31 protein-coding genes and 1 riboswitch are annotated in these 25,903 nt (G+C 71.4%); of the genes, 13 read left to right on the top strand and 18 right to left on the bottom strand.

What is annotated here, in order from left to right; genetic code table 11:
• Entirely contained in the window at window positions 1–1,431 is a 1,431-nt protein-coding gene (locus ACFUTX_RS12455) for an MFS transporter (protein WP_378865331.1), read from the bottom strand.
• 110 nt (window positions 1,432–1,541) lie between these two features.
• On the opposite strand from ACFUTX_RS12455, the gene ACFUTX_RS12450 reads away from it, so the two are divergent.
• Together ACFUTX_RS12450 and ACFUTX_RS12445 are read left to right on the top strand one after the other, a co-directional pair.
• Window positions 1,542–2,240 carry a uracil-DNA glycosylase gene (locus tag ACFUTX_RS12450; protein ID WP_378864937.1) on the top strand — a complete coding sequence of 233 codons (699 nt, stop codon included), beginning with the start codon at window positions 1,542–1,544 and terminating at the stop codon, window positions 2,238–2,240.
• Between the two features lie 9 nt (window positions 2,241–2,249).
• Entirely contained in the window at window positions 2,250–2,864 is a 615-nt protein-coding gene (locus ACFUTX_RS12445) for a GNAT family N-acetyltransferase (RefSeq protein ID WP_378864934.1), read from the top strand.
• Here ACFUTX_RS12445 and ACFUTX_RS12440 read toward each other — a convergent pair.
• The 8 genes from ACFUTX_RS12440 to ACFUTX_RS12405 all read right to left on the bottom strand — a co-directional run bounded on the left by ACFUTX_RS12440 (window position 2,824) and on the right by ACFUTX_RS12405 (window position 10,409).
• The gene (locus tag ACFUTX_RS12440) at window positions 2,824–3,225 is read right to left on the bottom strand and encodes a protealysin inhibitor emfourin (protein WP_378864931.1); all 402 of its coding nucleotides are present in this window, start codon (window positions 3,223–3,225) and stop codon (window positions 2,824–2,826) included. The genes ACFUTX_RS12445 and ACFUTX_RS12440 overlap by 41 nt on opposite strands.
• Complete coding sequence (locus ACFUTX_RS12435; RefSeq protein WP_378864928.1) at window positions 3,197–4,273, bottom strand: M4 family metallopeptidase; 1,077 nt, start codon at window positions 4,271–4,273, stop codon at window positions 3,197–3,199. The genes ACFUTX_RS12440 and ACFUTX_RS12435 overlap by 29 nt, the downstream gene beginning before the upstream one ends.
• A gap of 100 nt (window positions 4,274–4,373) precedes the next feature.
• Window positions 4,374–5,168, bottom strand: a complete 795-nt coding sequence (locus tag ACFUTX_RS12430) for an ABC transporter ATP-binding protein (protein ID WP_378864925.1) — start codon at window positions 5,166–5,168, stop codon at window positions 4,374–4,376.
• Between the two features lie 12 nt (window positions 5,169–5,180).
• Window positions 5,181–5,984, bottom strand: a complete 804-nt coding sequence (locus ACFUTX_RS12425) for an ABC transporter ATP-binding protein (RefSeq protein WP_378864922.1) — start codon at window positions 5,982–5,984, stop codon at window positions 5,181–5,183.
• Complete coding sequence (locus ACFUTX_RS12420; protein ID WP_378864919.1) at window positions 5,981–6,895, bottom strand: ABC transporter permease; 915 nt, start codon at window positions 6,893–6,895, stop codon at window positions 5,981–5,983. Before ACFUTX_RS12420 ends, ACFUTX_RS12425 begins: the two co-directional genes overlap by 4 nt.
• Window positions 6,892–7,842, bottom strand: coding sequence for an ABC transporter permease (locus ACFUTX_RS12415; protein ID WP_378864916.1), 951 nt, complete (start codon window positions 7,840–7,842; stop codon window positions 6,892–6,894). Before ACFUTX_RS12415 ends, ACFUTX_RS12420 begins: the two co-directional genes overlap by 4 nt.
• Window positions 7,839–9,350, bottom strand: coding sequence for an ABC transporter substrate-binding protein (locus ACFUTX_RS12410; RefSeq protein WP_378864913.1), 1,512 nt, complete (start codon window positions 9,348–9,350; stop codon window positions 7,839–7,841). The genes ACFUTX_RS12415 and ACFUTX_RS12410 overlap by 4 nt, the downstream gene beginning before the upstream one ends.
• A gap of 99 nt (window positions 9,351–9,449) precedes the next feature.
• The gene (locus tag ACFUTX_RS12405) at window positions 9,450–10,409 is read right to left on the bottom strand and encodes an alpha/beta fold hydrolase (protein ID WP_378864910.1); all 960 of its coding nucleotides are present in this window, start codon (window positions 10,407–10,409) and stop codon (window positions 9,450–9,452) included.
• Window positions 10,410–10,484: 75 nt separating this feature from the next.
• On the opposite strand from ACFUTX_RS12405, the gene ACFUTX_RS12400 reads away from it, so the two are divergent.
• From ACFUTX_RS12400 to ACFUTX_RS12385, 4 genes are all read left to right on the top strand, one after another.
• Entirely contained in the window at window positions 10,485–10,991 is a 507-nt protein-coding gene (locus ACFUTX_RS12400; RefSeq protein WP_378864908.1) for a carboxymuconolactone decarboxylase family protein, read from the top strand.
• Window positions 10,985–11,797: a tyrosine-protein phosphatase gene (locus ACFUTX_RS12395; RefSeq protein ID WP_378864905.1), complete on the top strand. Its 813-nt coding sequence runs from the start codon at window positions 10,985–10,987 to the stop codon at window positions 11,795–11,797. Before ACFUTX_RS12400 ends, ACFUTX_RS12395 begins: the two co-directional genes overlap by 7 nt.
• 69 nt (window positions 11,798–11,866) lie before the next feature.
• Window positions 11,867–12,373 (top strand): SIP domain-containing protein, encoded by a 507-nt coding sequence (locus ACFUTX_RS12390; RefSeq protein ID WP_378864903.1) that lies wholly within the window; start codon window positions 11,867–11,869, stop codon window positions 12,371–12,373.
• A 116-nt stretch (window positions 12,374–12,489) separates the two neighbouring features.
• Complete coding sequence (locus tag ACFUTX_RS12385; RefSeq protein ID WP_378864900.1) at window positions 12,490–12,801, top strand: hypothetical protein; 312 nt, start codon at window positions 12,490–12,492, stop codon at window positions 12,799–12,801.
• Between the two features lie 29 nt (window positions 12,802–12,830).
• On the opposite strand, the gene ACFUTX_RS12380 is transcribed toward ACFUTX_RS12385, so the two are convergent.
• From ACFUTX_RS12380 to ACFUTX_RS12365, 4 genes are all read right to left on the bottom strand, one after another.
• A complete protein-coding gene (locus ACFUTX_RS12380) occupies window positions 12,831–13,295 on the bottom strand; it encodes a Fe-S oxidoreductase (protein WP_378864897.1) in 465 nt (154 codons plus the stop codon).
• The gene (locus ACFUTX_RS12375) at window positions 13,292–14,113 is read right to left on the bottom strand and encodes an arginase family protein (RefSeq protein WP_378864894.1); all 822 of its coding nucleotides are present in this window, start codon (window positions 14,111–14,113) and stop codon (window positions 13,292–13,294) included. Before ACFUTX_RS12375 ends, ACFUTX_RS12380 begins: the two co-directional genes overlap by 4 nt.
• 130 nt (window positions 14,114–14,243) lie before the next feature.
• Window positions 14,244–15,005, bottom strand: a complete 762-nt coding sequence (locus tag ACFUTX_RS12370; RefSeq protein WP_378864891.1) for a PspA/IM30 family protein — start codon at window positions 15,003–15,005, stop codon at window positions 14,244–14,246.
• Window positions 15,006–15,079: 74 nt separating this feature from the next.
• Window positions 15,080–17,149 (bottom strand): TPM domain-containing protein, encoded by a 2,070-nt coding sequence (locus ACFUTX_RS12365; protein ID WP_378864888.1) that lies wholly within the window; start codon window positions 17,147–17,149, stop codon window positions 15,080–15,082.
• 168 nt (window positions 17,150–17,317) lie between these two features.
• Between ACFUTX_RS12365 and ACFUTX_RS12360 the strand changes: the two genes are divergently transcribed.
• The 5 genes from ACFUTX_RS12360 (at window position 17,318) to ACFUTX_RS12340 (ending at window position 21,534) form a co-directional block, all read left to right on the top strand.
• Entirely contained in the window at window positions 17,318–18,154 is an 837-nt protein-coding gene (locus tag ACFUTX_RS12360) for a DUF3097 family protein (protein WP_378864885.1), read from the top strand.
• 207 nt (window positions 18,155–18,361) lie between these two features.
• Window positions 18,362–19,027, top strand: coding sequence for a tRNA (guanosine(46)-N7)-methyltransferase TrmB (gene trmB, locus ACFUTX_RS12355; RefSeq protein WP_378865328.1), 666 nt, complete (start codon window positions 18,362–18,364; stop codon window positions 19,025–19,027).
• Between the two features lie 70 nt (window positions 19,028–19,097).
• On the top strand, window positions 19,098–19,976 hold the full coding sequence (locus tag ACFUTX_RS12350) for a CPBP family intramembrane glutamic endopeptidase (RefSeq protein WP_378864882.1): 879 nt from the start codon (window positions 19,098–19,100) through the stop codon (window positions 19,974–19,976).
• Between the two features lie 282 nt (window positions 19,977–20,258).
• A riboswitch (guanidine-III (ykkC-III) riboswitch) is annotated at window positions 20,259–20,323 on the top strand.
• Window positions 20,324–20,332: 9 nt separating this feature from the next.
• Window positions 20,333–20,653 carry a DMT family transporter gene (locus tag ACFUTX_RS12345; protein ID WP_378864879.1) on the top strand — a complete coding sequence of 107 codons (321 nt, stop codon included), beginning with the start codon at window positions 20,333–20,335 and terminating at the stop codon, window positions 20,651–20,653.
• 275 nt (window positions 20,654–20,928) lie between these two features.
• A complete protein-coding gene (locus tag ACFUTX_RS12340; RefSeq protein ID WP_378864876.1) occupies window positions 20,929–21,534 on the top strand; it encodes a GNAT family N-acetyltransferase in 606 nt (201 codons plus the stop codon).
• A gap of 88 nt (window positions 21,535–21,622) precedes the next feature.
• Here ACFUTX_RS12340 and ACFUTX_RS12335 read toward each other — a convergent pair whose 3' ends face one another.
• Complete coding sequence (locus ACFUTX_RS12335) at window positions 21,623–22,336, bottom strand: HNH endonuclease (protein WP_378865324.1); 714 nt, start codon at window positions 22,334–22,336, stop codon at window positions 21,623–21,625.
• Window positions 22,320–22,973, bottom strand: coding sequence for a hypothetical protein (locus ACFUTX_RS12330; RefSeq protein WP_378864873.1), 654 nt, complete (start codon window positions 22,971–22,973; stop codon window positions 22,320–22,322). The genes ACFUTX_RS12335 and ACFUTX_RS12330 overlap by 17 nt, the downstream gene beginning before the upstream one ends.
• Before the next feature lie 334 nt (window positions 22,974–23,307).
• Here ACFUTX_RS12330 and ACFUTX_RS12325 point away from each other — a divergent pair, with 334 nt between their 5' ends.
• Together ACFUTX_RS12325 and ACFUTX_RS12320 are read left to right on the top strand one after the other, a co-directional pair.
• The gene (locus tag ACFUTX_RS12325) at window positions 23,308–23,781 is read left to right on the top strand and encodes a CinA family protein (RefSeq protein ID WP_378864870.1); all 474 of its coding nucleotides are present in this window, start codon (window positions 23,308–23,310) and stop codon (window positions 23,779–23,781) included.
• Window positions 23,782–23,953: 172 nt separating this feature from the next.
• Window positions 23,954–24,241, top strand: a complete 288-nt coding sequence (locus ACFUTX_RS12320) for a hypothetical protein (RefSeq protein WP_378864867.1) — start codon at window positions 23,954–23,956, stop codon at window positions 24,239–24,241.
• Here ACFUTX_RS12320 and ACFUTX_RS12315 read toward each other — a convergent pair.
• The 3 genes from ACFUTX_RS12315 to ACFUTX_RS12305 form a co-directional block, all read right to left on the bottom strand.
• Window positions 24,238–24,996 (bottom strand): MBL fold metallo-hydrolase, encoded by a 759-nt coding sequence (locus ACFUTX_RS12315; protein WP_378864865.1) that lies wholly within the window; start codon window positions 24,994–24,996, stop codon window positions 24,238–24,240. The two genes, ACFUTX_RS12320 and ACFUTX_RS12315, sit on opposite strands and share 4 nt — an antisense overlap.
• Window positions 24,997–25,107: 111 nt before the next feature.
• Window positions 25,108–25,428 carry a hypothetical protein gene (locus ACFUTX_RS12310; protein ID WP_378864862.1) on the bottom strand — a complete coding sequence of 107 codons (321 nt, stop codon included), beginning with the start codon at window positions 25,426–25,428 and terminating at the stop codon, window positions 25,108–25,110.
• Between the two features lie 98 nt (window positions 25,429–25,526).
• Window positions 25,527–25,865, bottom strand: a complete 339-nt coding sequence (locus ACFUTX_RS12305) for a hypothetical protein (RefSeq protein ID WP_378864859.1) — start codon at window positions 25,863–25,865, stop codon at window positions 25,527–25,529.
• Window positions 25,866–25,903 lie beyond the last annotated feature (38 nt).

Below are 25,903 nucleotides of genomic sequence, written 5' to 3'. Positions count from 1 at the left end.
TCAGGAGGCCGGAACGTCCGCGTCGGCGAACGCGACCTTCGGCACGAACAGCAGCAGGATGGCGGCGAGGAAGCCGCCTGCCGCGCAGATCGCCCACACCGTGAGGTAGCCGCCGAGGGAGGCGGCGGTCTCGCTGGCGACCGCGCCGGCGCCGGCGGCCAGGACGACGCCGAACACGGCCGAGGCGAACGTTCCGCCGATCGTCTTGGTGGTGTTGGTGAGGGCGGACGAGATGCCGGTCTGACCGTGGGGGGCGGCGGCGGCCGCGGCCGCGGGGAGCGCGCCCACGAGTGCGCCCGAGCCGATGCCGGCGATCGACAGGTTCAGCAGCACCTGCCAGAGCTCTTGGTGGAACGGCACGAACAGCGTGTACCCGACGCCGACGAGCGCGGAGGCGACGATGAGCATCGCGCGGGGGTTGGCGCGGCGGGAGGTGACGGCGAAGAGGACCGCGCCGACGATGAGCGAGACGAGGTACAGCCCGATGAGGTACGACCGCCACTCGGCGTCGAGCCCGAGCCCGTATCCGAGCGACGAGTCCGTCCCGGCGTAGGTCGACAGGGGGCCCTGGGCTCCGAGCAGGCTGATGCCGATGAGGAACGCCGTCGCCTGCACCGGCCACATCTCCGGCCGGCGCAGCACGCGGATGTCGACGGCCGGATCGGGCTGGCGCAGCTCGAACAGGGTGAACGCGACGAACGCCAGGATCCCGAGCGCGAGGAGCACCCAGACGACCGCGAACCCGGGCCCGTTGAGGCGCAGGAACGTCAGGGAGCTCGTTACTAGCAGCAGGCCGAGGGCGAGGATGACGAAGCCCCAGGTGTCGAGACGTCGGCCGCGCACGGGCTCTGACTCCGGCACGCCCAGCCAGATCACGAAGCACACGAGCGTGACGGCGATCGCGGGCACGGTGAGGGTGAGGGTGAGGTCGCCGGTCGCGGTGAAGATGCGCCCGGCGGCGAGGGCGCCGATGATCGCCCCGGCCTGCAGCCCCACGACGAGCAGGCCGGCGGCGCGGCGGGTCAGCGAGACGCCTCGGTTCTGGCGCCTGCCCCGTTCGAAGATGAGCGCGATCTCGAGCGGCAGCCAGACCACGTAGAAGCCCTGCAGCGCCCACGCGGCGAGGAAGCTCCAGAAGTCGCCGGCGAACGCCAGCCACCAGCTCGCCGCGGCGGTGAGGATGGCCGCGATGAGCAAGATCTTCTTGTGCCCGTACATGTCGCCGAGCTTCGCCAGCACCGGCACGACGAGCGCCGACAGCAGCAGCTGCGCCGCCTCGAACCAGTTCACGTCGGAGTCGTGGATGCCGAGCGCGGTGACGATGTCGCTGAAGAGCGGCACGTAGTAGCCCTGCAGGATGCCGCTGGTGATCTCGACCACGACGAACCAGCCGATGAGCGCCGCGGTGATGCCGACCGTGGAGCCGCGCAGCCGGTCGGAGACGGACGAGGGTGTGCTCACGACGCCGACCTTATCGCGGGGTCGCCCTAGTCTGGGGGTGTGCGCGCGACCCGTCATCGAACCCCCGCAGGAGGCTTTTCGTGGCGATGACGCTCGACCAGCTCGCCGGCGCCGGCCTCGTCGATCCGGAGTGGGCGAGGGCGCTGGAGCCCGTGGGTCCCGACATCGCCGCGCTCGGCGAGCGCCTGCGCGCCGAGGTCGCCGCCGGCCGCCACTACCTGCCCGCGGGCGACCGCGTGCTGCGCGCGTTCCAGCGGCCGCTGAGCGGCGTCCGGGTGCTGATCGTCGGTCAGGACCCGTACCCGACACCGGGGCATCCGATCGGTCTCTCGTTCGCCGTCGATCGTCACGTGCGCCCGCTGCCTCGCAGCCTGTCGAACATCTTCCAGGAGCTCGAGGCCGACCTCGGCGTCCCTCGGTCCGCGCACGGCGACCTGTCGGCGTGGAGCGACCAGGGCGTCATGCTGCTCAACCGCGTGCTGACAGTCGCGCCGGGCCAGCCCGCCTCGCATCGCGGCTGGGGCTGGGAGCGGGTGACCGAGCACGCCATCCGCACGCTCGTGGACCGTGGCGGTCCGCTCGTGGCGATCCTGTGGGGGAGGGATGCCGCGAACCTGCGCCCGCTCCTCGGCTCGACGCCGATCATCGAGTCGGCGCATCCGTCTCCGCTGTCGGCCCGTCGCGGGTTCTTCGGCTCGCGGCCCTTCTCGCGGACGAACGAGCTGCTTTATCAACAGGGCGCGGGGCCCGTCGACTGGGCGCTCCCGCCCGACGCGTAGGCTGGCGCCATGCTCGAGGAGGAATACGACCGCGATCGCCGCCGGCTGCCGCTGCACCTGCGTCGCCGACCCGAGCCGGAGCGCCCGTTCTCGTACGAGATCCGTCCCGTCGACGAGCGCGACCTTCCCGACATCCGCGAGATCTACAACCACTACGTCACCAACTCGGTGGTCACCTTCGACGAGAAGAAGTGGTCGATCGCCCAGTGGCGCGAGAAGCTCGCGTTCCTCCGCAAGCTCGACCTGCCGTTCCTGGTCGCGCAGTCGCCCACCGGGCAGATCCTCGGTTACGCGCTCGTGCAGCCCATGTCGAGCAAGTCGGCCTACCGTTTCTCGGTCGAGAACTCGATCTATCTGGGGCAGGCCGCGACAGGAAAGGGGCTCGGGCGTGCGCTGCTGGTCGCCCTCATCGAGGCGTGCGAACAGAAGGGCATCCGGCAGATGGTCGCGGTGATCAGCGACAAGGGGGCCGAGGGCTCGGTGGCGCTGCACGAGAAGCTCGGCTTCGTCGAGGTGGGCCGCATGGGTCGCGTCGGGTTCAAGTTCGGCCGCTGGCTCGGCACGATCTACATGCAGAAAGAGCTCAAGCCGGTGAAGAAGAAGAAGGGTTTCTTCGGTCGCTGACCCGGTCCCGGTCGGCGTCGGCGTCTACAGTGCGGCTCCACTCGCGCACCGCGTCGACCAGCTGGCGCCAGGCGCCGACCAGGTCGTCATCGGCGAGCTCGGCGTCGTGCTCGTGCTCTTCGCCGCACCGGGCGTGGATCGCCCACGTGAACCGGTCGGCCCCGCGGGGGTTGCCGGTCGTCTCGACGGCATCCCACGGGCACTGCGAGATGAGGGCGATCCACTCGGATGCCTCGGACTCTGGTGGCTCGGCGCGCCACCGCTTGGTCAGCCCGGCGAACCCTCCGGTGCGCGTGACGAGCACCGCCACGGGGCGCTCGGCGGCGCCGGTGTCAGTCCCGCTCGGGTGCGGCTCCTGCATCTTCGATCAGGCCGACCCCCGTCCATCCGGCGCGGACGGCGGCGACCTCCTCCGACTCCTCACCGTACTCCGCCGCGGCCGCCGCGAGGGTGGCCTGTGCAAACGCGTCGAAGTCGGCCGACGGCGAGAGCTCGCCGGTCGTGAGGGCCCGGTACCAGATCAGTCCCGCGCGTTCCCACGCGTTGCCGCCGAGCGCGGTCGCGACGAGGTAGAACGCGTGGTTCGGGATGCCGGAGTTGATGTGCACGCCGCCGTTGTCGTCATCCGTCTCGACGTAGTCGCGCATGTGCGCCGGCTGCGGGTCGCGGCCGAGCACATCGTCGTCGTATGCGGTGCCCGGGGCCGCGAGCGACCGGAGCGCCTGACCCTGCACGGCATCGGTGAAGATGCCCTCGCCGATGAGCCACGACGCCTGGTCGGCCGTCTGCCCGCGGGCGTGCTGCTCGGCGAGCGAGCCGAACACGTCGGCGATCGACTCGTTCAGAGCTCCGGACTGACCGCGGTACACCAGTCCGCCCTCGTCTTCGATCACGCCGTGGGCCAGTTCGTGCGCGACGACGGTGAGCGAGTTCGTGAAGCCCGCGAACACTTCGCCGTCGCCGTCACCGAACACCATGCGCTCGCCGTTCCAGAACGCGTTGTCGTAGTCCTCGCCGTAGTGCACCGTGGCGAGCAGGGCGCCCCCGGCGCCGTCGAGGCTGTTGCGTGCGAACGCGTCCCACAGGAAGTCGAACGTCGAGCCGAGCCCGTCGAAGGCCTGGTCGACCGCCGTGTCGCCGCTCGCCGGATCGTCTTCGCCCCGCACCCGCAGGCCGGGGAGATCTTCGCGGCCACCGGCGTCGGAGATCTCGCGATCGGGCGCGGGAGTGGTCTCGGCGACCAGTGCGCCCTCGTCGTCGATCGACAGGCGCAGGCGCGACCGGACCGGTCGGTACTCGCGGGGTGCGGCCAGCGTGGATCGCGCGGCTTGGGCCGCCTTGGCCCACGTGGGCTCCTGCACGGCGGCGATGCGGGCGAGCAGGTACGGGGGGACGATTCCGGGGGCCATGGTGAGAGGCTAGCCCGGGCCGCCGACGTGAAGGTCAGGCGCGGCCGGGGTCGTTCACCGGGGATCGCCGCGAGGCTGGCCCGGGCCGCCGACGTGAAGGTCAGGCGCGGCCGGGGTCGTTCACGCCGGGGTCGATCACCGGGATCGACGCGAGCAGTCTGCGGGTATAGGGCACCTGCGGCTCGAGCAGCACCCTCTCGGTGGGGCCCTCTTCGACGATGCGGCCGTCCTTCATCACGACGACCTGATCGCACAGGTTCTGCACGACCCCGATGTCGTGCGACACCAGCAGGAGCGTGAGGCGGTCACGGGTGCGCAGTTCGGCGATGAGCGCGAGGATCTGGGCGCGCACCGTCACGTCGAGCGCCGAGAGGGGCTCGTCGCCCACGAGCAGGCGCGGGCGGTGGACGATCGCGCGCGCGAGCGCGATCCGCTGACGCTGGCCCCCCGAGAACTCGTGGGGGTACCGCTCGGCCATGTCGGCCTCGAGACCGACGTCCTCGAGCACTTCCCGCACGCGCGCCCGCCGGTCGCCGTCGATGCCGAGGGCCCACAGGGGTTCCCCGACGATCCGTCCCACGCTCATCCTCGGATCAAGTGACGCGTACGGATCCTGGAACACGATCCCGGTCTGCCGTCGGAGCCAGTGGAGACGGCGCGCGCCGGCCGAGGCATCCACTTCCCGCCCGTCGAACCGGACCGTCCCGCTCGTCGGGGTGTCGAGGGCCAGCAGCAGGCGGACCAGGGTCGACTTGCCCGATCCGGACTCGCCGATGATGCCGACGGCCGATCCCTCCGCCACGTCGAGGTCGGCGTCGGCGAGGGCGGTCGTCGACGACCGGCCCGCGCGGTAGATGCGGGTGAGGCCCCGCGCGCGCACCAGCGGTTCAGTCATGCCCGGTCCCTGTCATACCCCTGCGCCTTCCGTTCCCGGGCCGGGCCGCCACAGCGTCGCCGTCGCGTCGCGCAGCAGGCCGCGGGTGACGGGCGACTGCGGTGCAATGAGCAGCGTAGACACGGGGGCGTCCTCGACGACGCGTCCGTCTTCGAGCACGATGCCGTGCGTGGCGATCTGCGACAGCACCGCCAAGTCGTGCGTGATGAACACGAGCGACATGCCGTCGTCCTCGACGAGCGACAGCAGCAGCTCGAGGATCTCGGCCTGGATCGTCACGTCGAGGGCGGTGGTCGGCTCGTCGGCGATCAGCAGTCGCGGCCGGCACGCCAGCGCCATGGCGATCGCGACCCGCTGGCGCTGCCCTCCCGAGAGCTGGTGCGGGTACCGCGAGACGATCTTCTCGGGGTCGGGAAGACGGACGCGGGATGCCTCAGCCACGGCGCGGGCCGCGGCATCCTTCCGCGACGCCTTCTCGTGGATGCGGATCGACTCGGCGATCTGGCGCCCCACCGTGCGAATGGGGTTCAGCGCGGTGCGGGGCTCCTGGAAGACGATGCCGATCTCGTCGCCGCGCAGCTCGGCCAGCTCGCGGTCGCCGAGGCCGATGAGTTCGCGGCCGTTCCACCGCACGCTCCCGCCGGCCGTGGCGCCGTCGGGAAGCAGGCCGAGGATCGCCAGGGCCGTGAGGGATTTGCCCGACCCGGACTCGCCGATGAGGCCCACGCGGGCGCCGTCGGGCACCGTGAACGACACGCCGTCGACCACGCGCCGGCCGTCGATGTCGACCGTGAGGTCTCGCACCTCGAGGCTCACGCCACCACCTCCGGGATGTGGGTCCGGGCCACCCGTCCGGCGCCTCGGGCGCGGCTGAGCGTCGGGTCGGTGGCCTCGCGCAACCCGTCGCCGAGCAGGTTGAGACCGAGCACGGTGAACGTGATCGCGAGGCCCGGCCACACCACCGACAGCGGGTGCACGGTGATGAACTGCTGCAGCTCGGCCAGCAGCACGCCCCACGACGGCTCGGTCACCGGGGCGCCGAAGCCGAGGTACGACAGGCCCGCCTCAGCGAGGACCGCCACCGCCATGCCCCACGACAGCTGCACGATGAACACCGGCGCGACATTCGGCATCAGATGGCGGACGAGGTTCTGCCACGGCGTGAGACCCGACGCGCGGCCCGCCAGCACGAAGTCGCTGTGCAGCACGCGGCGCAGCTCGGGCCGGGTCACTCGGGCGATGTTCACGCCGAAGCCGATCCCCACCGACCAGATCACCACCCACAGCGACCCGCCCCACACCGCCGAGATCATCATCGCGATGATCAGCACGGGGAACGCGATGAGGATGTCGACGAAGACGGCCACCGACTCGCGCATCCACCGGGCGGTGAGGGCCCCGAGCGCGGCGAGGGCGACGCCGATGACCGTCGCGACGAGCCCGGCGCCGACGGCGACGAGCACGGTCGTGCGCGCCCCGGCCATGATGAGGCTCAGGATGTCGCGTCCCGTCCCGTCGGTGCCCAGGACGTGCGGCCAGCCGGGCAGACCCCACCGGGCGGCGATATCGACGCGCTGCGGGTCGAACGGGGTCCAGAAGAGCGACACGATCGCCGTGGCCACGACGACGATCACGACGACGATTCCGAACCGGCCGGTCGAGAGCGCCCAGAGGCGGCCCAGCCAGTTGCGGCTGGTTGCGGGACGGCGGGTGTCTCGAGAGCTCATGCCGCCTCCCGCTGCCGGGGGTCGATCACGCGGTGGACGAGGTCGACCACGAAGCCGACGATGAGCACGAAGCCGGTGAGCACGAGCAGTTCGCCCTGGACCATCGGCAGGTCGCGCGCGCCCACGTCGGCCACCAGCATCCGTCCGATTCCCGGAAGCGTGAAGAGCTGCTCGATCACCACCGCGCCGACGATGATGCCGGCGACCTGCAGGCCGAGCACGGTGATGACCGACAGCCCGACGTCGGGGAGGCCGTGACGGATGAGGGCGGCGTTGCGGGTGAGGCCCTTCGCGGCGCCGGTGCGGACGTGGTCCTGGCCGACGGCCTGCAGCGTGGCGCTGCGGACGAAGCGCATCAGCATCGCCCCCTCGACGATCCCGATCGTGAGCGCCGGAAGGATCAATGCGCGCAGAGCGGCGGCCGGGTCGTCCCATCCGGCGCGCGGGAAGCCCTGTGCGGGGAGCCACCCCAGCCACACCGCGAAGACCACGACGAGCATCATCCCGGCCCACACGACCGGCACCGCCGCCAGCCCCTGGGCGCCGACGCTCAGCGCCGTGCCGTCGCCGCGTCCGCGGCGCATCGCCGACAGGACGCCCAGCGGCACGCTGAAGACCACCGCGATCAGGAGCGACAGGATACCCAGCGGAACGGTGACCTGCGCCTTCTCGGCGAGCTCATCCGTCACGCTCGACCCGGTGAGCAGCGACGTGCCGAGGTCGCCGCGGAACACGCCCCCGATCCAGTCGAAGTACTGCGCCGGGAGCGGCTGGTCGAGGCCGAGCCGCTCCCGGATCGCCTGGATCTGCTCGGGCGTGCTGTTGGTGCCGGCGATGAGCTGGGCAACATCACCGGGCAGCACGCGCAGCGACAGGAAGATCAGCACGCTGGCGACGAGCAGGCCGAGCAGGAGCAGGGCCAGGCGCGTCAGCGTGTAACGGATCACCCGTTGCTCTTGGTGAGTTCCGCGAGGTTGAGGCGCTCGTTCACGTTGATCGAGGGCATGCCGCCGATGTTCGTGCCCACCGCGACGACCGAGGCCCCGTTGTAGAGCCAGTCGCCCGCGGCATCCTCCGACACGATGCGCGCGGCTTCCGCGAGCAGCGCCGCCGCCTCGTCCTCGTCGGTCGACGCGAGCGACTGGGCGTACAGCTCCTGCACCTCGGGGTTGTCGTAGGTGAAGTAGTAGTCGGGGTTCGCCCAGTTCTCGAAGTCGCGCGCCTCGGTGTGCAGCACGAAGCTGAGGTCGTAGTCCTGGTTGATGTAGACGTCGTTCAGCCACGTGGAGAAGTCCACCGAGTCGACCTCGAGCGTGATCCCGACCTCGTTCAGGTTCGACACGAGGATCTGCGGGATCGTCGTCGGGTAGAAGTTCGGGATGGTGAGGGTGAGCTCCAGGTCCTCGGCGCCGGCCTCTTCGAGCAGCGCGCGGGCCGCCTCGGGGTCGTAGGGCGCGACATCCGACAGGTCTTCGTAGCCCGGATCGAGCGACGGGATGGGGCCGTACTGGGTCTCGCCGGCGCCGAGCGCCTCGACGAACGCGTCGTGGTCGATGGCCTGGCGGATCGCCTGCCGCACCTTCTGGTCGGCGAGCGGGCTGCCCTCGTTCTGGTTGAACGCGAGGGTGCCCTTGTCGGTGGACTGTCCGAGGACGAGAGCGAAGTCGCCGCCCTCCTCGACCTGCTCCTTCAGGTTCGCGTCGAAGCCGGTCAGCACGTCGATCTCGCCCGCGAGCGCCGCGTTGAGCGCCGCCTGGTTGTCGGGGATGTAATCGAACACCACCTCGGCGACCTGTGCGGGCTCGCCCCAGTACTCGTCGTTGCGCACGAACGTGATGCTGTCGCCCTGGCGCCACTCGTCGAGCACGAACGGGCCGGTGCCGTTGGCGGCCGTGTTGTAGTCGACCTCGTCGCCCTCCTTCAGGACCAGACCGGCGCGGCCGGTGAGGTTCCACAGCAGGCTCGAGTCGGGCTCATCGAGGGTGAGCGTGATCTGCTGCCCGTCCGCCTCGATCGACGAGACGTTGGCGAGGCGGGCGCTGTCGCGCCACTCCGGCGTGTCCTTGCGGGTCGTGAGCGACCAGACCACGTCTTCGGGCGTCAGCTCCTGACCGTCGTGGAACGTCACCCCCTCGCGCAGGGTGAAGGTGTAGGTGAGCCCGTCCTCCGAGACCTCCCACTCCTCGGCGAGCGCCGGCACGATGTCCTGCTCGGGCGTACGGGCGACGAGGCCCTGGTAGATGTTGTCGACCAGGATCTGGTCGAGGGCCGCGCCCGCGGTCTGGCGGATGTCGAGGTTGCCCGGTTCGAGCACGAGGCGGATCGCGACGGATGCGTCGGGGTCGGGCTCTCCGGTGCTGCTGGGTGCGGGCGATGCGCCGCCGCTGCAGGCGCTGAGCACGAGGGCGCTCGCGGCGAGCAGGGATGCCGCGGCAAGGGCGGTGCGACGAAGCATGGAAATCCTTTCGGGACGGATCGCACGAACGTGCGCCCTCCAGCCTAAAGAGGTCGCGAGAGGCCGGGAGAACCTGCTACTCGGAACGCAACATAAGCGTTAATCGTTCCCCGCGAGCCCGCGCAGCCCCGCGCCCAGCTCCTGCGGGGCGTCCTCCTGGATGTTGTGCCCGGCTTCGATGACAACGACGGATGCCGCGGGCACCCGCCGCGCGAATTCCGTGGCGTCGTCGGGGGTGACATAGCCGCGCGATCCGCGGATCAGCGTGATCGCGGCATCCGTTCCCGTCAGATCGTCCCAGCCGGACTCGTCGAGCACCGCCGAGACGGCGTCTGGGGTCGCGTCGGCGGCGACCGCCGCGGCGGCGAGGTGGGCGAAGTGGTGCTTCCACTCGACGCGGCCGTCGGGGCGCACCCGCGAGTTGAAGAACACGCCGCGCTCGGCCTTCGCACGGGTGCCGCCGCCGAGGCCGAAGGCGAGGGCACGGTCGACGAGCTCGTCGCGCGACGCCCAGTCGGTGGGGCCGGCGAAGAACCGCCGGATCTGCGTCGGCCCGGCCGACGGGTCGACGCCGGGGGTGATGTCGACGACGACGAGCTCGCGCACCAGATCGGGACGGGATGCCGCGACCGCCGCCGCGGTCAGTCCGCCGAGCGACTGCCCCACGAGCACCTGCGGGCGGTCGGTCCACGCGGCGATGCCCGCGGCGACGTCCGGCGCGAGGACGCGGGCGATGTAGGCGGCGTCGTCGCGCCACGAGGAGTCGCCGTGCCCCGGCAGGTCGATCGCGAGTGCCGGCAGCCCCAGGGCGAGGACGGTGGTGTCCCACGTGTGGGCGTTGAGACCGGCGCCGTGCAGGAACGTCACCACGGGAGAGGACGGGTCTGGATCGGCGGCGCCGGGGTCGGTCGCGTCGGCCGGCGTCCAGCGCAGCGCGCTGAGCGTGCGACCGTCCGGCAGGGTGAGCGTGAGGCGCTCGCCGCGGGGGAGGGGGCCGTCGATGCCGGCGTCGGCGGCCTGATCGGCCAGGAACGAGAACTCGTCGATGGGATCGCTCACCCGGCCATTCTCTCCCACCCCGGTCTCTCGCAGTCCGGCCCGCCCTCTCCGCCGTGGTGCGCCTAGGCTGGCGGCATGACCGAACGCCGTGTGCACCTCTCGCGTTCCGCTCCGCCCGCGTACCAGTCGCTCGCGGCCTTCTCGAAGACGGTGGGCGCGCTCGCCGCCGAGAACGGCGTCGACGAACGGCTGAAGGAGCTCGTGCAGATCCACTCGTCGCAGCTCAACGGCTGCGCCTATTGCGTGCGGGTCCATGTCGAGCGGGCGGTCGCGGCGGGGATCACGGCGGACGTGATCGCCCAGCTGCCGGTGTGGCGCGACTCCGGGGTGTTCTCCGACCGCGAGCGCGCCGGCCTCGAGCTCGCCGAGGCGTTCGTGCGCATCCACGACGACGGGATTCCCGACGACGTCTACGATCGCGTCGGCGGCATCCTGACAGAGAAGGAGTACGTCGCTCTCAGCTGGATCCTCGTGTCGATCAACGCGTTCAATCGCATCGCGATCGCGGGCCGCTACAGCGTGCCTCCTCGTGACGACCTGGCGGGCGAGGACCGCGACGCCGCCTCCGGCGCGGCATGGTGACCGAGAACCCCGACCCGGCGGACCCGGCCCGGCCGGCGGACCGAACCCGGCCCAAGGACCCGGCCCGCAGGTCGGACCCGGCCCGGCCCGCCGACCCGGTCGTCTCCGGCGCGGTGAACCTCCGTGACGTCGGCGGGCTGCCCGCGGGCGAGACCGTCACCCGGCACGGGGTGCTGTTCCGGTCGGGCAATCTGGCGCAGCTCGACCGGGAGGGGACGCGGTCGCTCGCCGATCTCGGCCTGCGCCGCATCATCGACCTGCGCGCCGACGACGAGGTCGCGTACGCGCCGAGTCGGATCGACGGCCTGGCGGTGACGACCCAGCGGGTGCCGCTCTTCCTCGGATCGGTGGAGTCGTTCTTCGCCGACGACATCGGCCTCGACGAGATGTATCGCCGGCTGGTGGAGGATTCGTCGGCGGGTGTCGTCGACGTCGTGCGCGGCATCCTCGCCGATCAGCCGGTGCTCGTGCACTGCACCGTGGGGAAGGACCGGACGGGTGTCACCGTCGCGCTCACGCTCGCGGCCGCGGGTGTCGAGTCCGAGGCGGTCGTCGCCGACTACGCCCGCACCGAGGGCCTTCTCCCGGAGTGGCGCAACCGTCGGGTGGTGCAGATGCTGCGGTCCATGCATCCGGAGGCGGTGCATCTCGAGGATCTCGCGACCAGGTCGCCGGCTCCCGTGATGCGGGCGCTGCTGGCCGAGGTCGATGAGCGGTACGGGTCGGCGGCCGAGTACCTCGTCGCGCACGGACTCACCGAGGACGAGCTCGCCGAACTGCGGCGGGTGCTGCTGCGGCCGCGGTGATCGCGCGAGTCTGAGGATCCCCCCTACTGAGGTAAGGCAACCCTTCATTCCGGGTATAGTGGAGTCGTCATGGACTCCATCGAGCAGCACACCCCCCGGCACGTGCAGCGCACCGCGTCTCGCGGCGACGCTCACAGCGCCGCCGCCTGCCGGGCGTCGCGGCACACGCGGGTGCAGCACCTGATCACGGCCGACGAGTCGTCTCTCGTCGAGCTCGAGGCGCTGCTGGCGACGCTGCCGATCTGCTCGACGGGTCGGGTGTTCGTCGAGATTCCGGATGCCTCGTGGCAGGCCGACATCGTCGTCCCGAGCCGCATGGTGCTGACATGGCTCGACCGGTCGCAGCGCTCCGGCGCCCCGGGCACGAGCCGCGGGTGCGCGTCGGGTGAAGCGCTCGCGCGCGCCGTGAACGGTTGGGCCGACGAGATGCTGTGCAGCGACGACGACCAGACGCGAATCCACCTGCTGGGCGGCTTCCTCGGCACCGCCGACATCGTCGACCACCTCACCGCGCTGGGCATCGATCCCGCCTCCATCCACACCCCCGCGCAGTACGGCCTGGCCACCTCGCGCTGACCCGGTCCGCTGAGCGCATGCCCGCGCGGTCACCCTCTTGACGCGTGCCGTCGCGAGGAGTTCGATGAGCGCCGATGAGCGGAGATGCTCGTCGTGTACACCCTGGGGAGGGAAACATGCGCAGATCGATGCTGCTCGGAATCGCGGTCGGAGCCGTGATCGCACTGGGTTCGGGCGGGGGTGCGTTCGCCGGCGAGCGGGCCGGCGACGGGCACGAGACGCCCGCCGGTGAGAAGGCCCGTTCGGCGTGCGCGTTCTCGGGGCTGGAGGACTTCGACTTCGGAGCCCCCGTCCAGCCGGGAACCGTGCAGAACTGGGGTCACATTCCCAAGGAAGCACGCGACATGTTCAGCGTCCGCGGTGCCGCGGTCGTGAGCACGCCATTCGGTGAGGAAGGCTGCAACGCCAACCTCTACCCGAACAAGTAGCGGGGGCGCAGGGGGTGGGGCGCGGTCCGCTACGCGCGGGCCGCGCCTCGCGGCACGTAGTTGCCGTCCTCGAGCCCGGCTTCGATCTCGAAGCGGTTGCGCAACGGGTCGCGCCCGGCCAGCAGGTAGAGGAAGGGCATGAGCATCCCGTACCTCTCCCACTGGCGCTTGTGAACGGCCTCGTGGCGCAGCAGGGTCTCGGTCACGCGGCCGTCGCCCGTGAGGAAGCAGCCGCCGACGCACACGCCGCCGCGCGCGAACGTCCAGTTCGGCATCCCGCGGAAGACCCACAGCCCCGCGCGCTTCTCGACGCGTCCGGTGCTCCACAGCGTGCCCCAGATCCACCCGACGGTCGTGCCGTACCAGTAGCCGATACGGCTGATCGGCGAGTCCTGCAGCACACGCGGGATGCGTCGGTCGAGCCGCTGACCGCGGGCGACGGCGGCGTCGGCGGCGTCACGCCAGCCGCTCGGCGGCGCCGGGATCGGGGTCATGCGAGAGCCCCCACCACCCGGAGGATCGCTCCGAGGTCGTCGTTCGCGGTCGCGAGCGACGCGGGCGAGTAGCCGGCGAGTGAGGCGCCCGCGAGGGGCAGCTCGGCGCGGACGCGCGAGATCGCGGCCGTCAGCTCTGCGACCGACAGGCCGAACGGCTCGGGGTGCGCGTTCCCGGTGATCTCGGCCGGGTCGAGCACGTCGACGTCGACATGGAAGTACACGGCGCTCGCGCCGCTGTCGCGCACGGCGGCGGCCAGGCCGTCGGGGTCGCGGAGCGCGTCGACGTCGAAGGTGGCGATGCCGGCCCGCGCCACGGCGTCGAGTTCGGGGTCGTCGTACGAGCGGGCCCCGGCGACGAAGACGCGCTCGGCCGGCACCGTCCCGGGCGGGAGCGAGAGGCCCGGCTCGCCGTCGCCGAGCACCGCCCGCAGCACCATGCCGGCGAACGCGCCGGAGGGGGACGAGTCGGGGGTGTTGAGGTCGGGGTGGGCGTCGAACCAGACGACCGCGAGCTCGGGGTGGCGTGCGGCGGCGTGCGCGATCGGCGCGAGGGCGACGCCGCAGTCGCCGCCGACGGTGAGGACGACGTCACCCGAGGAATCGAGGGCGGCGGAGACCTGGTCGCGGATGCGTTGCAGCGACGAGAGCCGGTGGACTCCCGTGCCCAGGGCTTCGCCCGCCTCCATCGGAACGTCGAGGATGGTGGTGCTCGAGCGGGGAAGGTCGCCGGCGATGGCCTGCGCCCCGTCGATCAACTGCATGGCCCGCGACGAGGGGCTTCCCTGCCACTGCGGCACGACGAGGTAGCGCGTCATCCCCTCATCCTCTCGCACCGGGGGCCTCGGACTCTCCCCGGCGCGTGGCTGCGGCATCCGCTCATCGCCTTGCGGGGTGCGCGCTCTCGGGGGCGCCGCACGTGAGTCGGCGTCCCCGAGAGCGGCGCGGTCACGGCGTGTACGGGGCGCTCGGAGCGTCGATCGCGGCCTGGGTGGGCGTGGCGCCGGACTTCAGGGCTGCCAGACGTGCCTCGACCTCGGTGAGCTGACCGATGTCTTCGAGGCTCTCGAACTGGGCGTCGAGGGTGGATGCCGCCAGCTCCTGCTTTCCGGCGGCGAGGGCCTCCTGACGGCGCACCTTGTCTTCGAAGCGGCCGAGCTCGCTCGTCGGGTCGAGCACGTCGATCGACTTGACGGCGTCGTGCACCTTGTTCTGCGCTTCGGCCGTCTTGGCGCGGGCCAGCAGTTCGGAGCGCTTCGACTTCAGCTGCTCCAGCTTCTGCTTCATGCCGTTGAGGCCGTCCTTCAGCTTCGCGACGACCTCCGTCTGCGAGGCGATCGTGGGCTCCACCGCGCGGGCCTCGTTCTCCTCGCTGATCTGGCGCTGCAGCGCGATCTTGGCGAGGTTGTCGAACTTGTCGGCGTCGGCGGTGTTGCCCGCGGTGCGCAGCTCGTCGGCCTTGCGGCTGGCGGCGAGCGCCTTGTTGCCCCATTCGGCGGCCGCCTGCACATCCTCCTGGTGGTCGCGCTCCAGCAGGCGCAGGTTGCCGATCGTCTCGGCGATCGCCGCCTCGGCGTCGGCGATCGAGTTGGTGTAGTCGCGCACGAGCTGGTCGAGCATCTTCTGCGGGTCCTCGGCGGAGTCGAGGAGTGCGTTGATGTTGGCCTTCACGAGGGTCGAGATGCGACCGAAGATGGACTGCTTCGCCATCGGATTTCCTTCCTATCGGACTGAACGTGTGGGGTGTGGATCGTGGGATGCCGCGCACGCGGCGGGAACGGGGATCAGAAGCGGCCACCTCCTCGACGGCCGCGAGTGCCGCCGCCTCCGAAGCTCCCGGGGCGGATGCCGCCGCCTCGGCCGCCCGAACCGCCGAGCATGCCGCCCAGACCACCGCCCAGGCCGCCGCCGAAGCCGCCACCCAGACCTCCGCCCAGGCCGCCGCCGGAGCGACCGCCGCCCATCATCGAGTTGATGAGGATGCCGCCCAGGACGGCGCCGAGCATTCCGTCGCCGCCGCCGGAGGAGCCGCCACCGCCGAACATGCCGCCGCCGGAGAACGAGCCGACGTCGCTCTGCGCGAGCTGGATCGCCTGGCCGGCGAGCTGGTCGGCGCGCTGGGCGTGCTGCATCGCCTGCTGCGGGTCGCTCGCCTGCAGCCCCTGCGCGCGGACGAGCGCCGCGCCGGCCTCGGCGAGCCGGGTGCGGGCCTGGGCGCCGACCGCTCCACGGCGTGCGGTGATGTAGTCCTCGGCGGCCGACACCTGCGCTTGTGCCTGAAGGATGAGCTGGCCGACCATCTGGCGTGCGCGCTGGGCCTGAGCCTCGGCATCCCGAATCCCCTGCACGAGCCGGTCGATCTGCTGATTGGCCGCTTCGAGGGCCTGCAGCGCGGCGAGCGGGCGCTTCGCGGGGCCGGCCAGCTGGGCTCGGGCGGCGTCGATCTGCTGGGTCGTCGCCGCGACCGCCGCGGCGACGCGTCCGTCGGAGTCGGGAAGGCCCCGGGCGGCGATCACGTCCTGTTCCAGTTCGGTGATGAGCGCCGCCGCGCGCTGCTCGCCCGCCGTGAGGTCGGCGGCGAGCTTGTCGATCGCCTGCTCGAGGAGGACCGCCTGACCGACGGCCTCCTCGGCCGCGCGGATGCCGACGGCAGCCTCGCCGCGGTCTCCGGCGTTGAGCGCGGTTCGGGCCGCGATCAGCTGCTCGCGTGCGAACGCGATCCGCTGCCGCGCCTGTTCGGGGTTGTCGTCGACGGTGGCGAGCGCCTCGGAAGAGTACGACGAGCGAAGGGTCTGCAGGTGCGCGGCGGCTCCGCCGAGGGAGGCCTCGGCCTTGTCGGCTTCGGCGGTGGCCGTCGCCAGGGCTTGGGGGGCGTTCTGCTCGAGTCGGCGCAGCTCGTCGAAGGCTTCCGCCTTCTCGTCGAGCACCGTGTTGGCCTGCTCGCACAGGGCGATGATGCGGGTGTTCCACGCGCGGGCGTCCTGGGACGAGTCGGGGGTGGCGTCGTCGAGCTGCTGCTTGAGCGTGAATGCTTCGTCGAGGTTCGCGCGGGCCTGCGCGATCGCCTGCTCGAACTCGACGGTCGCCGCTTCGCCGAACTGCGCTTGCGCGAACTGCAGCTCCTGCGCACTCGTCTTGAGCGCATCGTCGGTTTCGACGAGGGCGGATGCCGCCTGCCGCTCCAACTCTTCGACGCTGACCTGCTCCACCGGGGGAGTCGCCGGCCCTCCGGGGGCGGTCGGGCGTCGCCGGCGGCGCAGGAACATGACGAGGAGCACGATGCCGATGACGACGACGGCGACGACGAGCAGCCACGTGAACCAGCCCGAGCCGCCTGTGGCCCCGGCGCCCCCCGAACCGGTTCCGCCCGAGCCTCCGGAGGATGCGTCGGCGAGGCCGTCAGCGGCGGCGTCCACCGCGCCCGGCCAGTCGTTCTGCCGGAGGGCGGGCTGGATGCGCTCCTGCTCGATGGATGCGACCTGCTCCGGACTCACCGGACCCGCGGAGTCCGCCGAGAGATAGTACTGGCGCCCCTCGGTGGCCACGGCGAGCAGGTACTGACTGGGTCCGAGACCGTTGTCCTCGGCGGTCTGATTGGCCCAGTCCTCTGCGCTGGACGGGTCGGTGAAGTCGTCGACGAACACGACCCACAGGTCGAGGCCGGAGTCGGCCTTCAGCTGCTCGAGACGCGCCTGCGCGTCGGACTCCTCGGCGGGCGACAGCACGTCGGCATCGTCGAGGACGTACGCGGACCCCAGCGAGACGGGCGGGGTCGCGAGCGCGCTCGGGGCTCCGATCGCCGTGACCGCGACCACCGCAGCGGAGGCCAGCGCTGCAGCCCAACGCCGTCGCATCGATCCCCCCTCTGGGATTCGGGTTACCCCTCGGGCGAGTCTATTCAGGCCCGGGGATACGACGGTAGCCCACGGGGGCGACCCCAGGTGTGTGTTCGCCGAGAACCCGGGTCGCTCCCCGGAAGCGGGTGGGGCCGCGGGTAGCCTCTCCGCTTCGGAGGGATTCCCATGGACGATCGCTACGGCACCGACGTGCTCGCCTCCGGGTGGCGCACGCATGGCACGAAGACGCTGCCGCGGGTGGAGGCATCCCGTGACCTCGTCGTCGAGGTGGCGGCCGACGGCTTCTGCGGTGCGGTGGTCGGGGTCGCGTCGGGAATGGTCGAGCTGGAGGACCGGCACGCGAAGCGCCGCCTGTTCCCCCTGGGTGCGGGGTTCCTCGTGGACGGAGAGGACGTCGTGCTCGTGCCGCCGGCCGCCGCGCCCGCGCGGACGGGTCCGCAGCGGACCGCGTCGGGGTCGTTCGCGGCGCCCGAGGCCCGGGCCCGCGTCGCCCGGGCGAGCCGCATCTTCGTCGAGGGGCGTCACGACGCCGAGCTGGTCGAGAAGGTATGGGGCGACGACCTGCGCGCCGAGGGCGTCGTCGTCGAGTTCCTGCAGGGCATCGACCTGCTCGAGTCGGCGCTCGACTCCGAGCCCCCGTCGGCGGAGCGGCGCTACGGCGTGCTCGTCGACCATCTCGTCGCGGGTTCGAAGGAGTCGCGCATCGCGCAGGGGATCGAGCGCGGTCGGCACGGCGCTCACGTGCGGATCGTCGGTCACCCCTGGATCGACGTGTGGCAGTGCGTCACCCCGAGGGCGGTCGGCATCGAGGCGTGGCCTCACGTGCCGCGCGGCATCGAGTTCAAGGTGGGCGTGTGCCGGGCGCTCGGGTGGCCGGCGCGCGACCAGGCCGACCTCGCGCGGGCATGGCAGCGCATCCTCGGCTCGGTCCGCACGTACCGCGACCTCGAGCCGGCGTTCCTCGGCCGGGTCGAGGAGCTCATCGACTTCGTCACGGCCTGAGGCTCCGGATCGCAGTCGAACCGCGGTCGGGTCGGCGGACGCCGGTGCGGTCGATAGCCTTGAGGGGTGTCCGAGCCTGCCCCGTCGTCGCCCTCATCCCCGTCGTCGCGCTCGACGTCGGGGGCCACGCCCGGGCAGGAAGCAGCGACCGGGCCCGCGCGCACGTACCGCGACCGGCCGGTGTCGTTCGTGCGGCGGAGCGGCCGAATGTCGGAGGCCCAGGAGCGGGCGTGGGCCGAGCTGTCCCCGAGGTACGTGATCGAGTCGCCGCGCGCGATCGCGTCGACGAGTGTGCGTCCGGGTTCTGCGGTCGACCCCGCCTCGGTGTGGGGGCGTACCGCGCCACTCGTCGTCGAGATCGGTTCGGGCCAGGGGCACGCGATCGTGCATGCCGCGGCATCCCGTCCCGACACCGACTTCCTCGCGATCGAGGTCTTCAAGGCGGGGCTCGCCCGCACGATGCTCGACGCCGATAAGGCCGGGGCGCGCAACCTGCGCCTCGTCGAGGCGAACGCACCCGAAGTGCTCGAGCACCTGCTGCCCGAGGCATCCGTCACTGAACTGTGGGTGTTCTTCCCCGACCCGTGGCACAAGAAGAAGCACACGAAGCGGCGTCTGGTCACGGACGGGTTCGCGCGGCTCGCCGCGCGCGCGCTCGTCGATGGCGGGATGCTGCGGCTCGCCACCGACTGGGAGGACTACGCGCTGCAGATGCGCGAGGTGCTCCGCGCGGCCGACGACTTCGAGGCGGCCTTCGAGGGCGACTGGGCCCCTCGGTTCGACGGTCGCGTGCTCACCGCGTTCGAGCGGAAAGGCGCACGGGTGGGACGCGAGATCCGCGACCTGGCGTACCGTCGGCGGCGGCGGCCGTGATCGTCGTCGTGGCGCCTCGTTTCGGGGGCGATCTCGTCCGACCGGGGCTTCCGGAGGGCCGCGACCGCTGATGCCCGCACACCCCGCCGCCGCTCCCGTCGTCACGCTCCCCGCGTGGTCGTGGCGTCTCGTGCCCGCGCTGCTCGTGGCTCTCGCAGCCCCGGCGTTCTTCGTGGCGCGCATCCCGTGGCTCGGTTGGGCGCTCCTCGCGGCGGGGCTGCTCGTCGCGCTCGTCATGGCGCGCACGGATGCCGCCGCCCCGCCGGTCTCGGAAGGCGCGCCGCGTCCGCCGTCGCTGCTGCGCGATCTTTCGCTGATCGCGATCGGTCTGCTGATCGTCAGCGCCATCCCGCTCAAGGCGGAGCTCGACAACCTCGCCATGGTGCGCTTCGCGGTCGCCCTCGGCGGCGCCGTCGCCGTGCCGTACGCGATCTCGCGGTGGGTCTACCGCGACCACGCCGTGCGATTCCCGTGGCGCGGCGGCGGACGCTGGACGGTCTTCCAATGGGGGTGGCTCGCCGCAGTGCTGGTGCTGGGGTGGCTGATCCTGCCGTTCTACTTCATCACCTCCGGCGTGTACCTGAACTGGCCCGTGGTCGACACTCCGGATCTCATCGCGCGGCTCTTCGTCGGTGTCGGAGCCGTCGGAATCTGGGACGAGCTGTTCTTCATCTGCACCTGCTTCGCCCTGCTGCGGCGTCACTTCCCGTTCTGGCAGGCGAACGTGCTCCAGGCGGTGATCTTCGTGTCGTTCCTGTGGGAGCTCGGCTACCAGGCGTGGGGTCCGGTGCTCACCATCCCGTTCGCGCTGCTCATGGGCTGGATCTTCATGCGGACCCGGTCGCTGGCGTACGTCGTGACCGTGCACCTCCTGTTCGACGCCGTCGTGTTCCTCGTGCTGGTGCATGCCCATAACCCGGGCGTGCTCGAAGGCTTCTTCCTCGTCTGAGGCCGGCGCTCGCGGGCGCGGGGAGTCTCGGCGCGGCTCTCGGGCGCGGCGGAGTTTGGGGCGCGGTGGAGTTTGGGGGCGCGGTGGAGTTTCGGGCGCGGCGGAGTCTCGGGCGCGGGTCTCGGCCGCGGGGAGCGGGGGTTGCGGCGGAGTTTCGGGCGCGGCTCTCGGCCGGGGGAGCGGGGGTTGGGCCGCCGGGTACGGGCCACGTCACGGTGCTCGGGGGTGCTCAGGGGGCGCAGGGGTGCTCAGGGGGTGCGCAGAAACCCCGGGTAAAATCGGGGGCGGATCCCGACCGGATCCCCGGACGACGGATCAGTACCCGGTGAGCGACAAGACTGGCCAGGAGCACAGTCATGTCGTGGGTCATCCTCATCCTCTCCGGCGTTTTCGAGGCCGTCTGGGCCACCGCGCTCGGCAAGTCCGAAGGCTTCACCAAGCTGTGGCCGACGGTCGTGTTCGGCGTGACATTGCTGCTCAGCATGGGCGGACTGGCGCTCGCGATGCGGGAGATCTCGACGGGCACCGCCTATGCGGTCTGGGTCGGGATAGGTGCGTCCTTGACCGTGGCGTACGCGATGATCACCGGCGACGAGGCGTTCTCGATCGTGAAGACGCTGCTCATCCTCGGCCTCGTCGGCTGTGTCGTCGGGCTGAAGCTGGTCGGTCACGAGTGACGCAGGGCGCGCGGCGGTCGGTGCCGGGAGCGGGCCGAATCCTCACCTTCACGTTGACGTCGAGATGACTTCTTCGTGAACTCTTGACGCTCTCTTTCGTCGGAGTAAATTCACTCCTGCGAAGAGAAAACGGAAACGAGGAACCCGCAAGGGAACCAGACACAGAGACCGCACATCGCATGATGATCGCCCCGAGGCTTCGGCCCCGGGGCGATCTTCGTTTCGGCGGTGAGGCGGCCGGGTGACCGAGCTTGGCCTGGCCGTAGGCTCGCAGGATGGAGCGCACCCCCTTGCCCGATGATCCGGCGCTGGCCGATCGCCCCGCTGACGTGAGGGTCGATGACGTGAGGGTCGATGACGTGGTGCCGGCCGATCGTCCCGCTGGCGCGAGGGTTCTGCGGGACGACGCTGTGCTGCGGCCGGCCCGCCCGGGGGATGAAGCCGGGATCCTGTCGGCGATCCAGAGCCTGGCGGAGTACGAGCGCGAGCCCGACGCGGTCGAGAACACGGTCGATGCGATCGGGGACCGTTTCTTCGGCGATGACCCCCGCGTCTTCGCGCACGTGGTGGAGCGGGACGGCTCGATCGTCGGGATCGCCGTGTGGTTCCTCACGTACTCGACGTGGACGGGCCGGCACGGTATCTGGCTCGAGGATCTCTTCGTGGACGAGGAGCAGCGCGGACGCGGCTACGGCAAAGCGCTCATCGCAGCGCTGGCAGCAGTCTGCGTCGAGCGGGGGTATTCGCGGCTGGAGTGGACCGTTCTCGACTGGAACGCCCCGTCGATCGCGTTCTACCGTTCGCTCGGTGCTGTGCCGATGGATGAGTGGACGACGCAGCGCCTCAGCGGAATCGAGCTCGAGGCCCTCGCCCGCTCGTAGGCGTCGGGCTCGGGGCCAGCCCTGTGGTCGGCGCGCAGCCAACGGAGGTCCACCACGAGAACAGCGGGCTGCTGAGGCATCCGGATCCCTAGAACGGCGCGCTGCCGTCGGTCGACGGGCGGAACGTCGGCACGTCGCGCTCCGGCTTCACCACATAGGCCCGCCCCGACGGTGATATCCAGTGGAGCGCACCGCCGGAGTCCGCCCTCTGCTCGACCGTCCACCCACCGTGGTGCTTGATCGAGTGATGACCCTTGCACAGCGGCGCCAGGTTCTGGGCGCCGGTGTGTCCGCCGTGTTGCCAGGCCACGGTGTGGTCGATCTCGCATCGGGACGCGGGGACGCCGCACCCCGGCGCCATGCACCGGTCGGAGCGCCAGCGAATGAGCCTGCGCATCGAGGGCGGTGGTCGATACTGCGTTCTGCCGACGGAGAGCACGATTCCGGTCTCGGGGTGGGTGAGGACCCGCATCCAGTCGTCGGCGCCGGCGCAGAGGTCTCGGGCGACATCGACGGGGATCGGCCCGAGACCCTCCACGACGGGGACGCCATCCGCCGTCGCCCGAGAGGCCGGACGGGGAGAATCGACGCTCGGCGAGGCGACACCGGGATGCGCGACGCCGCTCGTACCACCGGACGACCCGTCGAGGAGCGAGAGCACGGGAACCGTGACGGCAACGGTCGCACGGATGCCCCGACCTTCGGGCCCGATCGACGTCGTGTCGCCGTCCACGAGCAGGTCGCCGAAGGCGTCCGCTCGCAGCTGGTCGAGAGTGCGTTCTTCGTCAGGTCGCGCTTTCAGGGCCTTTCCGATCGCGGTGAGGCGGTTGTGGATCGCGTGGGCCTCGACGGCGGGGATCAGCGTGCAGCCAGGCCATACCGTCGTCGGCGGGCTCGACGACCACCCGACGCTGCGTGACCGCGGACTCCAGTCGAGCCGCCAGGGTCGCCGCCTCTTCGAGTTCGATCAGCCTGCGAAGACCGCGACGGAACGTGCCCGTCGACGACTGCTCGGCCAGTTCGATCGCACGGGGGAGGAGGCGCTCCCGCACCTCGGGGCTCGTCCCATCGAGCAGGTCGGCCAACGTGCGGGCGTGCTGCTCGGTGATCGCCGCGCGGCTCAACGAGTCCAGCGCCTCGGGGTAGCGGTCGACGAGTGCCTCTGCGGTGGCGAGCAGCATCCCGGCGCTGTGCTCGGTGATGCGCAAGGCGGCCGCCACCTCGAGACGCACCGACCGCTCGATCACCTCGGCGACCGCGTTCCCGTACCTGGTCGCGTCGGCGAGGGCATTGCGACGCAGGCGATCGAGCCGCTCGAACCGCTGCGCAGCGAACACGGCCATCATCGCGGCTGCCTCGCTCACCAGATCCACGTCGTCGGGTATCGGCGGCGCCCAGTCGCCGGGTTCGTACGCATCGGCCTCGTCGGTTCTCGGCATCCGCTCCTCGGACCCGCGAGGGACGAGGCCGTCACCGGACGACCCCGCGCCCGCCTGCGCCCGAGACCGGTCGGCTGACTCTCCTGCTTCCATATCAGAACACTAGAACATATCTCCGACACTCTGCCCAGACCTCGACCCGGAACCTCCGACACTCCGACCCAGCCCCCGGACCCCCAACCTCTCACACCCCGAACTCGAACCGGTGACAAGGGTGTTGACACCTGCCCCGAGCGCGACGTACCCATGGAGCCCGTGCCCGCACCTCGCCCGGAGCACGCAGTCCGACCACCACACCCGCCCACGACCGATACCACCGAGGAGCACCCCCACGATGAGCGAGACGAGCGAGAAGCTGGCCGAAGCGGCGAAGGAACGAGGCATCCGGATCGCGGTCGCCGAGTCACTGACGTGCGGACTCCTCGCTACCACCATCGGCGAGGCGTCCGAGGCGGAGGCGTGGTTCGCGGGCGGCGTCGTCGCCTACCAGACGCCCGTCAAGGAGTCGCTGCTCGGGCTGGAGCCGGGCACCGACACGTGCTCCGCCGCGTGCGCGGAGCAGCTCGCCCGCGGCGTCCGCGAGCTCATGTCGGTCGACATCGCCGTGTCGACGACGGGGGTCGGCGGCCCCGACCCGCAGGACGGGCACGCGCCCGGCACGGTGTACCTGGGATGGGCGTCGGCGGACGGCGTCGGGCACCGCCGGTGCGAGTTCTCGGGCGACCCCGAGGACGTGCTCCGGCAGACGGTGGACGAGGCGCTCGCCGTCCTGCTCGACCAGGTCGGCGCCGGCCGAGACTCGCGCTAGCGGGAGCCCCCACCCCCCCCACGTCCGGATCGCGCACGGGCGCATCCGCTTCGCGCACTTCCTGTTCCGCCGCACGCGGTCGGTGCTTACGATTTCCGGTGACGCTTTCGCACCGCACCGCGCCACGGTCACGGTGCGTGCGCCGGGATGTGTGCGAAGGGAAGTGATCCGGATGTCGCACATCGAAGTGATCTACGGCGGGCACACCTACACCGTCGTGCGCCGGACGTTCGACGACGTCCAGCGGCAGCTGGAGCAGATCGTCACCAGCAGCGGCGGCGGATGGCTGGAAGCGCACGACGGACACGGCGCGGGGTCGCTGGTGCGCCTGCTCGTCAGCTCGGGTGTCCCGCTCGCGCTGGCGTTCGTGCCGGACGATCCGGTGGAGACGGACGACGGTGCGATCGAGACGGATGCCGGCGCCGCCACCGACTTCGACGACGCGGCGTTCGACCTCTAGTCGACGCCGACGCGCCGGGCTGCGGCGACGGCCTCGCGCGCGCCGCCCTCGAACGGCGCCCCGTGTCCGGGCAGGACCAGCCGGGCGTCGGTCACGGCGAGGGCGTCGAGGCTGAGCAGATTCGTCTCGGCGTCGGCGGTCGCGGAGCGCGACACGAGCCGCGGTCCGGTGCGACCCGTGTACGGGTCGAGGGTGACGAGGGCGTCGCCGCTGAACAGCACCCCGCGATCGGGGAGCAGGAATCCGCAATGACCGTCCGTGTGCCCGGGAGACCACACCGGCACCGGACGACCCGGCACGTCCATCGCGCGCCCGGGCGCGACATCCGCCTTCGCCTTCGTGCCCTCCACCCACAGCGCGCCCGCCGCCGTCATGCGCGCCAGGATCGGGATGCCGCGCGGGTGGCGCAGCGGCGCGCTCACGCGCGGACGCTGCGGTCGGTACCGATACGGATGCTGCGCGAGCTCCTTGTCCGACGGATGCACGTGCGAGCGCACCCGGTGCTCGCCGTGCAGGCGATCGCTGAGTCCCACATGATCGAAGTGGCCGTGCGTGAGGAGAGCGGCGGCGATGTCCTCGGGCGCGGCGCCGACCTCGTGAAGCGCGCGCAGCAGCCCTCGCCACATCCCCGGAAGCCCGGTGTCGATGAGGATGAGCCCATCGCCCGACGAGACGAGATAGAAGTTCACCGCCGCGCGGTGGATCCGGATCACGCCGGGAGCGACGGTGGTGACAGATGCTTTCTCGTGCGCCATGCCAGGCACCCTCTCCCGCCGCGCACGACAGCGCAGAGGGGATTGCCACCGGGTGGGCGCGATGTTACGTCGCGCGCCCGCGTTGCGGGGCGGGCCCGTCCGCGGCGCGGGTCACTCGTCGGGGCGGTCGGGGTCGTCGCCCTCGGCCTGCGACGGGTGGCCCTCCTCCGGAGGCTCCTCGCCGGTGTTCGGCCGGTCGGGGTCTTCGCCCTCGGCCTGTGAGGGATGCTCCTCCTCGCCGGCAGCGACGTCGTCGTCCGGGTCCTCCTCGGGGTTGCCCGGACGCACCGCCGCATCGTCACGGATGTCGATCCGCGTGACGCCGTCGTGCTCGGTCACGTCGATCCGCGGCGCGGCGTCCGCCTCGGTGGCGTCGGGCGCGGCCAGCAGCTGGTCGCGGCGCTTCTCTTCGTCGGTCATCGCATCGGTCATCGCGCGTCCCTTCCGTCGTGTGTCTCGACGCTAGACCCGTGGTCGTCGCTCGCGGACGGGCTTGACACCGCGACGAACCTCCGGTGCGAGGCATCCGCTCACGCGAGGCCGCGCAGGTCGTCGGGGATCTCGTCGTCGAAGAACTGCGGCTGCGCGGGGGCCGGATGCCGCAGCCGCTCGGTGCGCGCGCGAAGAGAGGCGATCGCCTCGTCGTTGGGCGGCGGGGTCGCCACCCCCGTCGCCGATTCCACCATGAGGGCGGTCGCGGGGTTGAGCAGGAAGGTCACCTCGACCTCGTTCCCCTCGAGGCGGATCGCCGAGAGGGTGACGGTGTCGGCGGTGTTCTCGGCGCCGAGCGCGGCGGCGTACTGGATGAGGGCGTCGGCCGAGGCATCCGACATGAGCAGCGAGTTCTCGCCGTAGGTCACGTGCTTCATAGGAGACTCCGTCCTCGCCCGGCGGCACGGGTGTGCGC

It is taken from the genome of Microbacterium sp. NPDC057407 (assembly GCF_042803895.1).
GTDB lineage: Bacteria > Actinomycetota > Actinomycetes > Actinomycetales > Microbacteriaceae > Microbacterium.
Note: the sequence above shows the minus strand (reverse complement) of the source record. Positions and strands in the feature narration are given on the sequence as shown.

Excerpts from the sequence above, each read along its gene's own strand:
- ACFUTX_RS12445 (WP_378864934.1), top strand. The coding sequence starts at position 2,250 with ATGCTCGAGGAGGAATACGACCGCGATCGCCGCCGGCTGCCGCTGCAC.
- ACFUTX_RS12440 (WP_378864931.1), bottom strand. The coding sequence starts at position 3,225 with ATGCAGGAGCCGCACCCGAGCGGGACTGACACCGGCGCCGCCGAGCGC.
- ACFUTX_RS12435 (WP_378864928.1), bottom strand. The coding sequence starts at position 4,273 with ATGGCCCCCGGAATCGTCCCCCCGTACCTGCTCGCCCGCATCGCCGCC.
- ACFUTX_RS12430 (WP_378864925.1), bottom strand. The coding sequence starts at position 5,168 with ATGACTGAACCGCTGGTGCGCGCGCGGGGCCTCACCCGCATCTACCGC.
- ACFUTX_RS12420 (WP_378864919.1), bottom strand. The coding sequence starts at position 6,895 with ATGAGCTCTCGAGACACCCGCCGTCCCGCAACCAGCCGCAACTGGCTG.
- ACFUTX_RS12410 (WP_378864913.1), bottom strand. The coding sequence starts at position 9,350 with ATGCTTCGTCGCACCGCCCTTGCCGCGGCATCCCTGCTCGCCGCGAGC.
- ACFUTX_RS12400 (WP_378864908.1), top strand. The coding sequence starts at position 10,485 with ATGACCGAACGCCGTGTGCACCTCTCGCGTTCCGCTCCGCCCGCGTAC.
- ACFUTX_RS12395 (WP_378864905.1), top strand. The coding sequence starts at position 10,985 with ATGGTGACCGAGAACCCCGACCCGGCGGACCCGGCCCGGCCGGCGGAC.
- ACFUTX_RS12390 (WP_378864903.1), top strand. The coding sequence starts at position 11,867 with ATGGACTCCATCGAGCAGCACACCCCCCGGCACGTGCAGCGCACCGCG.
- ACFUTX_RS12385 (WP_378864900.1), top strand. The coding sequence starts at position 12,490 with ATGCGCAGATCGATGCTGCTCGGAATCGCGGTCGGAGCCGTGATCGCA.
- ACFUTX_RS12380 (WP_378864897.1), bottom strand. The coding sequence starts at position 13,295 with ATGACCCCGATCCCGGCGCCGCCGAGCGGCTGGCGTGACGCCGCCGAC.
- ACFUTX_RS12375 (WP_378864894.1), bottom strand. The coding sequence starts at position 14,113 with ATGACGCGCTACCTCGTCGTGCCGCAGTGGCAGGGAAGCCCCTCGTCG.
- ACFUTX_RS12370 (WP_378864891.1), bottom strand. The coding sequence starts at position 15,005 with ATGGCGAAGCAGTCCATCTTCGGTCGCATCTCGACCCTCGTGAAGGCC.
- ACFUTX_RS12365 (WP_378864888.1), bottom strand. The coding sequence starts at position 17,149 with ATGCGACGGCGTTGGGCTGCAGCGCTGGCCTCCGCTGCGGTGGTCGCG.
- ACFUTX_RS12360 (WP_378864885.1), top strand. The coding sequence starts at position 17,318 with ATGGACGATCGCTACGGCACCGACGTGCTCGCCTCCGGGTGGCGCACG.
- trmB (WP_378865328.1), top strand. The coding sequence starts at position 18,362 with ATGTCGGAGGCCCAGGAGCGGGCGTGGGCCGAGCTGTCCCCGAGGTAC.
- ACFUTX_RS12350 (WP_378864882.1), top strand. The coding sequence starts at position 19,098 with ATGCCCGCACACCCCGCCGCCGCTCCCGTCGTCACGCTCCCCGCGTGG.
- ACFUTX_RS12345 (WP_378864879.1), top strand. The coding sequence starts at position 20,333 with ATGTCGTGGGTCATCCTCATCCTCTCCGGCGTTTTCGAGGCCGTCTGG.
- ACFUTX_RS12340 (WP_378864876.1), top strand. The coding sequence starts at position 20,929 with ATGGAGCGCACCCCCTTGCCCGATGATCCGGCGCTGGCCGATCGCCCC.
- ACFUTX_RS12330 (WP_378864873.1), bottom strand. The coding sequence starts at position 22,973 with ATGCCGAGAACCGACGAGGCCGATGCGTACGAACCCGGCGACTGGGCG.
- ACFUTX_RS12325 (WP_378864870.1), top strand. The coding sequence starts at position 23,308 with ATGAGCGAGACGAGCGAGAAGCTGGCCGAAGCGGCGAAGGAACGAGGC.
- ACFUTX_RS12320 (WP_378864867.1), top strand. The coding sequence starts at position 23,954 with ATGTCGCACATCGAAGTGATCTACGGCGGGCACACCTACACCGTCGTG.
- ACFUTX_RS12315 (WP_378864865.1), bottom strand. The coding sequence starts at position 24,996 with ATGGCGCACGAGAAAGCATCTGTCACCACCGTCGCTCCCGGCGTGATC.
- ACFUTX_RS12310 (WP_378864862.1), bottom strand. The coding sequence starts at position 25,428 with ATGACCGATGCGATGACCGACGAAGAGAAGCGCCGCGACCAGCTGCTG.
- ACFUTX_RS12305 (WP_378864859.1), bottom strand. The coding sequence starts at position 25,865 with ATGAAGCACGTGACCTACGGCGAGAACTCGCTGCTCATGTCGGATGCC.